Source organism: Desulfosporosinus orientis DSM 765 (genome assembly GCF_000235605.1).
Classification (GTDB): domain Bacteria; phylum Bacillota; class Desulfitobacteriia; order Desulfitobacteriales; family Desulfitobacteriaceae; genus Desulfosporosinus; species Desulfosporosinus orientis.
Genome location: NC_016584.1, coordinates 1,416,490 through 1,428,788, shown reverse-complemented (window position 1 = coordinate 1,428,788; position 12,299 = coordinate 1,416,490). Strand labels below are relative to the sequence as shown.

Below are 12,299 nucleotides of genomic sequence, written 5' to 3'. Positions count from 1 at the left end.
TCTACTTTTTATAGGGCGTTTCCTGCAAGGGCAAGGATGTCCTTAATTTCCCATCAAGTTTGTAATAAGCTGAAGCAACCGCAGGAGCTGTAGGAATGGATGAAATTTCACCAACTCCTTTGGCCCCGTAAGCTAAAGGCGAGGAGTTCTTTTCAATAATCACTGTTTCAATCTCAGGCATTTCTGTTGACCGCAAAAGTCCTAACTTAGCATACTTCGCTGTCGGCACCCCATTGAGGAGCGGAAAGTCTTCACGTATAGCATACCCTAAACCCATGCATACCCCCCCTTCGATTTGGCCTTCGATTGCCTTCGGATTGATAGCTCTGCCGACATCATGGGCTGCAATTACTTTTTCAATCATGCCCTGTTCATTGAGCAGCACAACTTGGGTCGCATAGCTATAAGCAACGTGGCTAACCGGGTTAGGCTTATCTGAATTCATAGGATCGGTTTTCCCAAAATATTCTCCGTAAAACTCTTGTCCATTTAATTCGTCTATGGAAGATTCATGCATCGCTTGCTGCAATTTAAGGGAAGCCTGACGCACGGCCTCTCCGCTAAACATCGTCTGGCGTGAAGCCGTTGTCGTACCGGAGTTTGGTGTTGAACAGGTATCCGGAGATCCAACTTCTATTTTTTCCAGGGACAGCCCTGTGGCCTCATAAACGATCTGAGTTGCTATCGTCGCAAACCCTTGTCCAATGCAGGCGGCACTTGTCAGGACCACTGCTTTTCCGTCTTGAATCTTAATATTGACTCTGCCGACATCCGGAAGCCCGACCCCAATACCGGTATTCTTCATTGCACAAGCAATTCCTGCAGCATATGGATGAGACTCATACACTTCCCTAACTGCTCTCAGCGTTTCCTTAATGGCAGTCCCCTCATCAGTAATTTGCCCAGTCGAATTAACCATACCCGGCTCCAGAGCGTTCATATAGCGGATTTCCCATGGGGAAATCCCCACTTTTTCCGCTAGCAGATCCAAGTTGATTTCAGCAGCAAAGCATGACTGGGTAACCCCAAAACCTCTGAATGCTCCTGCTGGAGGATTGTTGGTATAAACGCAAAGCCCAGTGATATCCACATTGTCAAATATATAAGGACCGCTGGCGTGAGTACAAGCCCGCTGCAAAACCGCTGTTCCCAAAGAAGCATAAGCCCCGGTATCGGCAACAATTTTGGCAACCATCGCCGTCAGTTTGCCTTTTTCATCACAGCCCGTAGTAATTTCCATTTCCATGGCATGACGTTTGGGGTGAACTAAGATGCTTTCTTGGCGCGTAAAGGTGAGTTTAACAGGTTTTTGAGTTTTTAGAGCCAAAAGAGCAGCATGATGCTGAACACTTAAATCTTCTTTCCCGCCGAAACCTCCGCCCACCAGTTTACTGATAACCCGCACTTTTTCAGCAGGCAAACCTAGCATGGCCATGATTCCATGCTGATCATCATAAACGCTTTGATCCCCAACATAAATGGTAACTCCCCCATCGTCTTGAGGAATGGCTAAGGCACTTTCCGGTTCCATAAAAGCATGTTCCGTAGGCGGAGTAGTATAACGATGAGTTACCACGTGCGCAGACTTTGCTAAGGCTTCCTCCGTGTTTCCACGTTTAATTTTAGTGGTACTTAATAAATTTCCTTTGACATGAATTTGAGGAGCCCCCTCTGCCAGGGCTTCTGTCGGACTAAGGATAGGCTTAAGCTCTTCATACTCTACTTTTATTAATTTTACAGCTTCCCTGGCTTGCTTCTTGGTTCGGGCTGCAACAATGGCAATAGCATCACCAACATACCGAGTTTCATTTCCGATGGAGACCATGGTTGGCCAATCAGGAAAAATATGCCCATGATTGCGGTCTGCGGGAATATCATCCGCCGTTAAGGCGGCTTCCATGCCCGGGTAAGCAAGCGCTTCCGACACGTCAATGCTCTTAACAATGGCCCTTGGGTATTTTGCCCTTAAAACCGCTGCGTGAAGCATATTATCGACGTGCATATCATCAACATACTGTCCCGTCCCCAAGACCTTTTCACGGGCATCCACACGTTGGATACTCGTTCCGATTCCAGCTCCCGATGGCTGAGATTTCGGAGTTATCTCTCCTCGCAGAACCTGAGCCGCCAAAGAAATTCCCTGCTCAATTTTAACGTACCCAGTGCAGCGACAAATATTTCCCCGGATACTTTGCTTAATGTCTTGAGGCGTAGGATTAGGATTTTTATCAAGTAACGCTTTGGCGCTGATGATCATGCCGGGTATGCAAAAACCGCACTGAACAGCTCCGGCTTCAGCAAAGGCCCAGCTATAGGCTTCTTTTTCCTGGTCGGATAATCCTTCGACTGTGAGCAGCTTCTTCCCAGATGCTTTTGCAACGGTGAGAATACAAGCACGCATAGCCTTTCCATCGACTAAAAGCATACAAGCACCGCAAGCTCCTTCACCGCAGCCGTTTTTTAAGGAAGTTACGTGAGCTTCATCCCGCAAAAAATCCAACAGGTTCATATCGTCTTGCACAGAGAAAACTGTGCCGTTAATATCAATACTGTACATTTTACCCGACCTTTCTCTTAAGGAATGGCTTACGGGACAAATACATTCCTGTGGGTTTGTCCACTTTTAGTTTTCCGTTCTCAACGATCTGCTTTCCTCTCAGAAAAACATGGATCGCTTGACCGGACTGTTTAAAACCTTCGTAAGGTGTATAGTCTACTTGCTGATGTAACGTTTCCGCCCGAAGAACAGAGGAAATTCGGGGATCCCAAATTACTAAGTCGGCATCACTTCCCGGAGCTATGGTCCCTTTGCGGGGGAACAAACCAAACAACTTTGCGGCATTCGTTGAAGTCAAAGCGACAAAATCATTTAAACTAAGTTTTCCGGTTAAAACTCCATAGGTATACAATAATCCCATCCGGGTTTCAACCCCTGCCGCTCCATTAGGTATTTTGCTAAAATCGTTCAAACCCTTATCTTTTTGTCCTTTATAATTAAATGCGCAATGATCCGTAGCCACAACATCTAAGATTCCTGAAGTCAAACCTGACCATAACACATCCTGATTCTGAACCGGGCGCAAAGGCGGGGAAATAACATACTTGGCTCCCTCAAACCCTTCGCAGTTGTAATAACTGTCGTCTAACAAGAGATATTGGGGGCAAGTTTCAGCATATATTTCCAGACCTTTAAGCTTCCCTTCCACCACAGCCTTAAGTGCTCCGCTGTTGGAAAGATGAACGATATAGAGAGGGGCTCCTGCCATTTGAGCCAGAGTAATAACCCGAAAGGTTGCCTCTGCTTCCACTTCCGGAGGCCGGGAAAGGGGGTGATAGGCGGGTGAGGTTTTGCCCTTCTTAAGATATCCATGCACTAAATCATCAACGACATCGCCGTTCTCACAATGTACGCAAATTAGTGCTCCGTATTCTCCTGCTTGACGTAAAGCCTGTAATAATGCCTGATCATCCACTTGCAGGGTGTTCTTATATGCCATGTATAATTTAAATGACGATATTCCTTCTTGGCTAATTAAATCGATCATTTCCCGAGCGATTGAATCTTTCCAATCAGTGATTGCCATGTGAAAGCCATAATCCACATAACACTTGCCGCCAGCCTTTGCCTGCCAATTTATTAAGCCCTGCTTTAACGTCTCCCCTTTGAACTGGGTAGCGTAATCAAGGATTGTTGTCGTCCCACCTAAAATTGCTGCTTTTGAACCTGATGAAAAATCATCGGATGTCGAAAAATCTCCCATGGGGAGATCAAAATGAGTATGCGGATCAATTCCACCCGGAAATAAAAAACAGCCGTCCACATCTATTACCTGGTCTCCAGGTTGCTTGATATCATGGCCGATAGCCACAATTCTCTCGCCATCAATGCGGACGTCTGCTTGATAGATATCTGCAGCCGTAACAATAGTTCCCCCGTTTAATACAATACCCATGTTCATTTCTCCTTAAAAGGAAATCTCCTCATCTTGGTTCACAAACATAAAATCTATTAATATTCGCTTTTTCTCCAGCCCGCATATTATTTTTCCTCTGTAAAGGACCACTTACCTTATGGTACATGATTTTACTTGAGATGAAGATACAAACTCTTCATCTCAAGTTATAAATGAACCGCAATTTTCAAGCACTAAGGATTAGGGATATATATGGGTTCCTGTCTTTCCGGCAACAGCTTCTTCCAAAGATTCCGGATTTGTAATAATTGCTTTTTTACCGCCATTCTCTAAGAAGCTGATAACGGCTTTAATTTTAGGAAGCATGCTTCCTGGAGCAAAATGATTTTCTGTGACATACTGCTTTAGTTCTGCCAAGGATACCTTATCTAACGCTTTTTCGTCAGGCTTGCCATAATTCAAGTAAACTGTAGGAACGCCAGTAGAAATGACTAAAAGGTCGGCTTTGATATCAGAGGCTAAGAGACTGGATGCAAAATCTTTGTCGATTACTGCATCAACTCCTTGAAAGGAACCATCTTCACGCCTGGCGACAGGTATACCCCCACCGCCAACACCAATGACACAATAACCATCTCGTACTAACTGACTGATAACATTCTTTTCAACAATTTCTTGAGGCAGAGGAGAAGCAACCATCCTGCGATATCCTCGACCGGCATCTTCAACCATAACCCACGAAGGGTTGGCTTTTTGAATCTCTTCCGTCTGTTCCTTGGTGTAAAAAGAGCCAATGGGTTTGGTTGGTTTTTGAAAAGCAGGGTCATTTTTAGAGACAACCACTTGAGTCACAATCGTGACCGCAGATTTGTCCATCCCCCTTTTCTTAAATTCATTATCCATTGCTTGTTGGATCTGATAGCCGATGGCGCCTTGAGTATCGGCTCCACAGCTAACCAACGGTACCTGATGCATTGCTGCAACGTCCTTAGCAATTTCTGAACGTCTTAAGATAAAACCAACTTGTGGACCATTGCCATGAGTAACAATCACTTCATAGCCCTGCTCGATCATCCCGGCAATATGTTTGGCTGTTTCTGCAACAGCCGCATATTGATCCTCTACGGACTCATGGGCCTTATCACGAATCAGAGAATTCCCACCAATTGCTACAACAGCTAATGTACTCACAATTATTTTCCACCTACCAACAATGTCATAACAGCTTTAGCTGTATGCAAACGGTTTTCTGCAGCATCATAAGCGATTGAATGCGGTCCGTCAATGACAGCATCTTCAACTTCGTTGTTACGGTCAGCAGGCAAAGCATGCATATACATGACATCTTTGCTGGCTGTGGCCATTTTAGCTTCTGTGCATTTCCAGCTCTTATTAGCAATAAGAGCATCATCGATAACTTTTGTTGCGCCGCTAACTGAAGCACCTGTTTGGTCGGTAACCCAGTTCCCCCAGCTCTTAGGAATAACGATGTCAGCATCTTTATAAGCTTCTGCTTCGTCATGAGTAATGGTCAGAGTACCGCCATGCTTCTCAGCATTTGCTCTGGCTTGTTCAATAACCCAATCAGGAAGTTCCCAACCTTTTGGATAAGCGAGCCATACATCCATACCATAACGAGGGAAGAGAAGGACTTGTGTTACAGGTACAGAAATTGGTTTTTTATGACTTTCAGCATATGCCCAAATGATAGAGATTTTCTTTCTTCTTAAATCAGGAAGTTTCTCTTTGATGGTCATAAGATCTGCTAAACCTTGGAATGGGTGATAAAGGTCACACTGTAAGTTCATGATGGGCGCTGAGGACCATTTAGCCATTTCATTCAAGTAGTCATTTCCTCTCCCCCAGTTGCAATAACGGCAGGCAATCATGTGTCCGAAGCGTGATAAAATAATAGCTGTATCTTTGGCAGTCTCACCATGAGCAACTTGCATGCTGCTGGTATCCAAGAATCCAGCATGGCCTCCCAATTGAGCCATTCCGGCTTCCATGGAGTTTCTGGTCCGAGTGGATTGTTCAAAGAACATTAAGAATCCGGTTTTATTAGTAAGATATGGAGTATCTTCACCCATTGCAAACTTTCTTTTAAGGTCAAAAGAAACATCGAGCATGGTATCCAATTCTTCTTTGGTGAAATCCTCTAAATTAAGAAAGTGTCTTCCTCTGAAAACTGTGTTCATTTATTTTTTCCTCCTAATTTATGTGTTCTTTTATTATTAGTAGCCATTTGTGACTACAAAACTTGAGAGGTTTATAACTTATTTCTTAATTCCTACTAAATTCTCTGTATCCTTAGGCATCTTGTCTGCATACTCTTTAACATAAATCGTCGGAATAGCTGCATACATAGCTGCACAATCCACAAGTTCTTTTTTCCAGGTTCGTTCATTAGGAGCATGGGCTTGATCTTCATGTCCGGGTCCAAATCCGATGCAAGGAATTCCATAACGTCCCATGATGGATACACCGTTTGTAGAGAAGGTCCATTTATCAACGACGGGATCTTTGCCGAATAACCCTTTGTAAGCATCTGTCAGAGTTGTGGTTACAGGATGTCCTTCTTCAATAAGCCAAGTTGGGAAATAGCATTCTGTTGGATAAACCAGATTGGTATAGGATGGTCTGTCATACATATACATGGTTACTTCAGCATTAGCAGCTTTAACGGAAGGTAGGTTTTTAATTTGCTGAAGTGCATATTCCCATGTTTCTCCGGCTGTCAAACGACGGTCGACGGAAATCCAGCAGCTGTCGGCAACAGCACAACGAGAAGGAGAGGTGTGAAAGATCTCTGAAACCGTTAGGCTGCCTTTGCCCAGAAATGGATGGTTCAAAAGATTTTCATGTAAACTGCGCAGTTCTTGGAGAATTGGAGCCATTTTATAAATGGCATTGTCGCCGCGCTCAGGAGCTGAACCGTGACAGCTAACCCCCTTGGTTGTGACTTTGATTTCCATACGGCCGCGATGTCCACGATAAATCTTGCCGTCGGTTGGTTCAGTAATTACAACAAATTCCGGTACAACTTTGTCTTCGTTGATGATATACTGCCAGCATAAGCCGTCGCAGTCTTCTTCCTGTACAGAACCGACAACAACTAAGGTATAATCATCTTCTAAGCCGAGATCTTTGATAATCTTACCGGCATAAACCATGGAAGCCATACCGCCAATTTGGTCAGAAGCTCCGCGGCCAATGATAATCTCATCATCTTCGAAACCTTTGTAGGGGTCATATTGCCAATTCTCTATATTTCCTACCCCAACCGTGTCAATATGAGCATCCATAGCAATCAGGTGCTTGCCATGACCAACATAACCGAGAACGTTACCTTGAGGATCAATCTCAACTTTGTCAAAGCCGACTTTTTCCATCTCTTCTTTAATTCTGAGTACTGTGCCTTTTTCATCACAGCTCTCACCCGGGATGGCGATGAGGTCTCTAAGAAACTTACTCATTTCCGGCTCATATTTTTTCGCTAGTTCGAGAACTTTTGCAAATTCCATGTTTGAATATAATCCCCTTTCAATACTCTTAAATTAGTGCTGATTGATAACCAATCATTTTGTTTACGTAATCTTTACAGTTGCAAAAACTATGCCAAAAGCATTGTATAAAAAAAATCATTTTTCCCTTACTTTTGACCTATTATTCCTGCAATTCTTATGTTCTGGTCAACGCCTCAGTCTCAACTTGAGACGCCATCTGGAAAACTTCAAGTACAAAAATTCGGGAACCCCTGCCAATTCGACAATCTTCGGAATTAGTCTCATTTTGATACAAACGTCTAGCTTTGAAACACTATCCTAAGGGTAAATGGACTGGGTTTCAAAGCAATACTTAGCTGAATGTCCTGTTTTCTCCAATTCCGTACTCCTTGATTTTACGGTAGAGTGAGGCTCTGCTGATCCCCAATAATTTTGCTGCATCCTCTTTATGCCCCTCTGCATTAATGAGCGTTAATGCTTTCTTGATGGTTTCCCGTTCTAATACCTTCAAGTTTAACGATGAGGGATTTTGCATCTCAGCTTCTTGCTCTACTTTAATACGTTGGGGCATGGTGTCAGCTGTAATCATTCCCCCTGCCACCATAGTTACACAGTATTCAATTACATTCCCTAGTTCACGGACATTACCCGGCCAATGATAGCGTGAGAGAATTTCTATCGCCTCTGGTGTAATTCCGCTAACAGACCTATCCGTTACCACGGAGTAGTAATCCAAATAAAATTGAGTTAGTATTGGTACATCTTCCAGTCGCTCACGCAAGGGCGGAATTGTAAGAGGTATGACATTCAGACGATAATAAAGGTCTTCGCGAAATTCGCCCGTCTTGACCATATTCTCCAAATCTCTGTGAGTAGCCGCTATAACACGAACATCCACAGGGATTGAACGATTGCTGCCGATGCGCTCTACCCTTCTTTCCTGCAAAACTCGCAGGATTTTAACCTGTAAATGAAGAGGCATGTCCCCTATTTCGTCTAAAAAAAGTGTACCATTGTGAGCCAGCTCAAACTTTCCAAGTTTTCCGCCTCGTTTGGCGCCGGTGAAAGACCCTTCTTCATATCCAAACAATTCACTTTCCAGCAAATTTTCCGGGATAGCACCGCAGTTAATCGCTATAAAAGCGTGCCCTTTACGTTTACTGCTCTGGTGAATCGCCCTGGCCAAAAGCTCTTTTCCGGTTCCGCTTTCCCCCTGTATTAGGAGCGTCGCTTTACTGGGCGCTACGTGCAAAGCCATAGCCTTTAACTCTTTCATTTTCCTCGAATCCCCGACAATCTGTGAAAAATGGGTTTCAATATCATTCACAGTAGCCGCTTTAACCAGCTTCTTAATTTGCTGAAAATCTCTTAAGGTTATGACAGCACCTTCAATGGTTCCATGCTTTTTGATAGGCATTACGTCACAATACAGTTGAGTAGCGACTCTTTTCCCTTGAATGTTTCCAGAAAACGTTTCACCTCGCTCTACTGCAAGCCATAATTTCTTGTTATCCAACAAGTGATACAAATATAAAGCCTGTTCCGGCTGCGCCTCTATGTCTAATAGTTTTCCAGCTAAAGTATTATGATGGGTTACTTGCTGCTGATCGTTTACCAACAAAATCCCATCACGCAACAGGTTCAATACTGTTACTAATTGGCTTGTTAATACCTCTCGATCATGATTTTGTTGAATTTCCGCAGCTTTACCGACTAACAGGTCAGCCATTTTCTCTAAGAATAGCAGCAAAGATTGCTTATTATCCAACAACCGCTGCGTTTGCTCCTCATCGAAACTGACTAAACCGATAACCCCGATAATTTTGTCGTCCACGCGTATGGGTATTGCAACTTCGGCAAACTCCATACAATTTCCTTTACGGGAACAAGGCTGACACAATTCGTTGAATCCAGGATTGTCAATGATTACAGGTATTCCTGTTTTCATAACATGCTGATAGACAAAGCCATCCATCATCGGAGAGCCGCACTGGCTTCGGTACTTTCCTGTTCCGGCAACCCGTATTAAATCCACATCCGCAATTTCAACTTCAATTTTCAAGGCAGCAGCGATTGCATCGGCAGTTTGCTGGACTGTACTTTTAATATCGCGCAGGTAATACAACATGCTTTACACCTCATATTATTTGCTTTAACCTACATTATATACAACTATTTGCCATATTGCTTATATCTTACATCATTGCTAAAAAGAATAAAGCATTTAAACAAGGAAAGGAAGCACCTATCTAAAACTAGAAGATGTGCTTCCCTAATGAACCTTAAAAACACAAATTAACGTCCTGCCGACGGCAATTCTCCATCCCAAACAATACTGCGATATTTAAAGGGATCTGTATTTCCTTCGGTATTGAAGAGTAAGATTTGAGATTTTTCATTTAACTCAAGAGCTTCTCGTGCTTCCTTGAAGGCATCGCCAGTCAAAAAGGCACTAAGCAAACCGGCGGTTACAGCACCGGATTCCCCGGAAATCACTTTAGGATCCCCAAGCAATGGATTGGCAAGCACCCGCATTCCTTTTGCCGCTACCCAGTCCGGACAAGACACAAACAAGTCACTGTAATCCCTGAGAATATTCCAACCTATAGGGTTAGGCTCTCCACAGGCGAGTCCTGCCATAACTGTTGCCATATCTCCGCCCACAACCCGTGGTTTTCCGTCGGCTGCAAGGGCAGATTTATAGAGACAATCCGCTTGATCAGCCTCGACAATGATAGTCTTAGGACGAGCCTCTTTAAAGATTGAAGCAAAATATCCTTGTACAGATCCTGCCAAAGCACCAACCCCCGCCTGGACAAAAATATGGGTAGGCTTCTCGATTCCAAAACTATTCAGTTGTTCTAAGGCTTCTGCGGACATAGTCCCATAGCCCTGCATAATCCAGCTTGGAATTTCCTCATACCCTTCCCAAGCTGTATCTTGAACCACAACCCAGCCATGCTTTTCAGCTTCAACAGCCGTCATACGTACTGCATCATCATAATTCAAATTCGTAATCTCAGCGAAAGCGCCCTCAGATTGAATTCTTTCCAGTCGATATTGGGAAGAACCCTTAGGCATATAAACTACTGATTTTTGACGTAATTGTCGAGCTGTCCAGGCTATCCCCCGGCCATGGTTACCATCCGTTGTCGTGGCAAAGGTTATATCCCCCAATTGTTCTTTGACCTCAGGGGATGTCAAAACTTCAAAAGGCAGCTCACTGATATCTTTGTTAAGCCGTTTCGCCAAGTATCTTCCGACAGCATAAGACCCACCCAGAGCTTTAAAGGCATTCAAACCAAAACGATAGGATTCGTCCTTAACATAAATGCCGCCAACACCCCAATTATTAGCCAGCCTATTGAGCTGACGCAAGGGGGTGGGCTGATAATCCGGAAAAGTTCTATGAAAATTGATGGCTTTTTGGATAGCATTTTTGCTAAAAAGTTCGGTAGAAACACCCGTTCCAGTTTTATTCTGCATGCTATTTTGAATCCATTTGATTTTGTCACTCATTTTTAGTCTCTCCTTTTTAATATTTTGGAATAAAATAAGACATTTAATACGGTATTAAAAAAACAATTTCTTGTTTGTCTATTGACCTTATATCTCCCCCTAAAAACCATTTCAAAATCAGTCTGCCTAGAGTTATTTATGCAATTTTCATGCCAACTTTTCAGAAGCGGTTCAGGGTACCGCCATTGTTGCACTGAACTACAAAGATAAACTTATTAAATAAAAAAGCTCTCCCTTAGGAGAGCTTTACCATTTTCTGTTTTTAGACTTAAGTTTCATATCTCTTTCTTAGATTTCGAGGCTCTTTAAAATAACCTGAAGCTTAGCTTGAGCTGCCTCCTCCAAAATGGTCTTTGTTGGCCCAAAAATAATGGCTGTTACGCTAAGAGTCATTTTATCTAATAAAGAATCCTGCCACCCTGGAGAGTGCTTGACATGGATGTCTTTGCCCGTTGAAGACAGCCATAAATTTTCTTGACCTTCCGCAAAAATCTTAATGTGTCCAATTAAATAAGAATTGTCTTTCGCCCAATCTTTGATCTCATCAACCCATTGAGTAAGGGCATGTTGGATTGCTTCGGAGTTCACTCTTTGCAGAAGCTCTAAACTTTTGGTTTCGGAAAAAATCGCCGGTTCTGGGTCAGGGTTTTCCCCTGTGTGGGAATGCTGGAAGGGATGCATAGGAAAATAGTCATGTCTCTGTTCACTCATTTTCCAAACACCACCTTATCCCATATTTGAACATCGATCTCCTGATGAGCGGAAACTGCAAAGAAAAGAGCTTCAGGATTTAACTCCTTGACCTTATCCGTAACCACAGCTGCATACTCAGCTTCTATACTTTCAATTTTATTCAGAAAGATGACATCCCCATGGGCAACTTGACCTTTAATCAATCCCGGAAAGGCTAACACCAGTTCCTCCCATCGTTCCGCATCTGCTACCACGATTGTGGCTATGCTTTCAATACCCTCTCCATACTTTTTAATAGATTCCGAGATTCTATCAGGGTAAGCCATTCCTGTCGTCTCAATAATCACCCACTTAGGAGAAAATTCCTCCTGAATCTCTTCAAGACACAGGTTAAGCTCCGCATTTAAAGTACAGCAAATGCAGCCGGCAAAAAGTTCTCTGACATTAAGTCCTTCATCTTTAAGAATTTTATCGTCAATTCCCGCCCCCCCAACTTCATTTTCGATGATGATTAGGGAGGGATTTTCATCGTCCCCGGTATGCCCTGAGCCCGTTTCTTCAATTCTTGGAACGAGGTACTTTGCCGCCTGTAAAATGATCGACGTTTTTCCTGAACCTAAGAATCCACCAAAAAGTAGAATATTCATTCTTTGACTCCTTAAGATTA

General features: G+C 43.4%; 9 protein-coding genes. All 9 read right to left on the bottom strand.

Annotation, left to right across the window (positions count from 1 at the left end; all coding sequences use genetic code 11):
* Window position 1: 1 nt before the first annotated feature.
* The 9 genes from xdh to DESOR_RS06700 all read right to left on the bottom strand — a co-directional run bounded on the left by xdh (window position 2) and on the right by DESOR_RS06700 (window position 12,279).
* Window positions 2-2,557 (bottom strand): selenium-dependent xanthine dehydrogenase, encoded by a 2,556-nt coding sequence (gene xdh, locus DESOR_RS06740; RefSeq protein WP_014183856.1) that lies wholly within the window; start codon window positions 2,555-2,557, stop codon window positions 2-4.
* A 1-nt stretch (window position 2,558) separates the two neighbouring features.
* Complete coding sequence (gene hydA / locus DESOR_RS06735) at window positions 2,559-3,953, bottom strand: dihydropyrimidinase (protein WP_014183855.1); 1,395 nt, start codon at window positions 3,951-3,953, stop codon at window positions 2,559-2,561.
* A gap of 201 nt (window positions 3,954-4,154) precedes the next feature.
* Window positions 4,155-5,105, bottom strand: coding sequence for a carbamate kinase (gene arcC / locus DESOR_RS06730; RefSeq protein ID WP_014183854.1), 951 nt, complete (start codon window positions 5,103-5,105; stop codon window positions 4,155-4,157).
* A 2-nt stretch (window positions 5,106-5,107) separates the two neighbouring features.
* Window positions 5,108-6,112, bottom strand: coding sequence for an ornithine carbamoyltransferase (locus DESOR_RS06725; protein WP_014183853.1), 1,005 nt, complete (start codon window positions 6,110-6,112; stop codon window positions 5,108-5,110).
* A gap of 78 nt (window positions 6,113-6,190) precedes the next feature.
* Window positions 6,191-7,438 carry a YgeY family selenium metabolism-linked hydrolase gene (locus DESOR_RS06720; protein WP_014183852.1) on the bottom strand — a complete coding sequence of 416 codons (1,248 nt, stop codon included), beginning with the start codon at window positions 7,436-7,438 and terminating at the stop codon, window positions 6,191-6,193.
* 334 nt (window positions 7,439-7,772) lie between these two features.
* Entirely contained in the window at window positions 7,773-9,548 is a 1,776-nt protein-coding gene (locus DESOR_RS06715) for a sigma-54-dependent Fis family transcriptional regulator (RefSeq protein WP_014183851.1), read from the bottom strand.
* A 167-nt stretch (window positions 9,549-9,715) separates the two neighbouring features.
* Entirely contained in the window at window positions 9,716-10,939 is a 1,224-nt protein-coding gene (gene dpaL, locus DESOR_RS06710; protein WP_014183850.1) for a diaminopropionate ammonia-lyase, read from the bottom strand.
* 288 nt (window positions 10,940-11,227) lie between these two features.
* The gene (locus tag DESOR_RS06705; RefSeq protein ID WP_014183849.1) at window positions 11,228-11,650 is read right to left on the bottom strand and encodes a hypothetical protein; all 423 of its coding nucleotides are present in this window, start codon (window positions 11,648-11,650) and stop codon (window positions 11,228-11,230) included.
* Window positions 11,647-12,279, bottom strand: coding sequence for a GTP-binding protein (locus tag DESOR_RS06700; RefSeq protein WP_014183848.1), 633 nt, complete (start codon window positions 12,277-12,279; stop codon window positions 11,647-11,649). Before DESOR_RS06700 ends, DESOR_RS06705 begins: the two co-directional genes overlap by 4 nt.
* Between the last annotated feature and the right edge of the window lie 20 nt (window positions 12,280-12,299).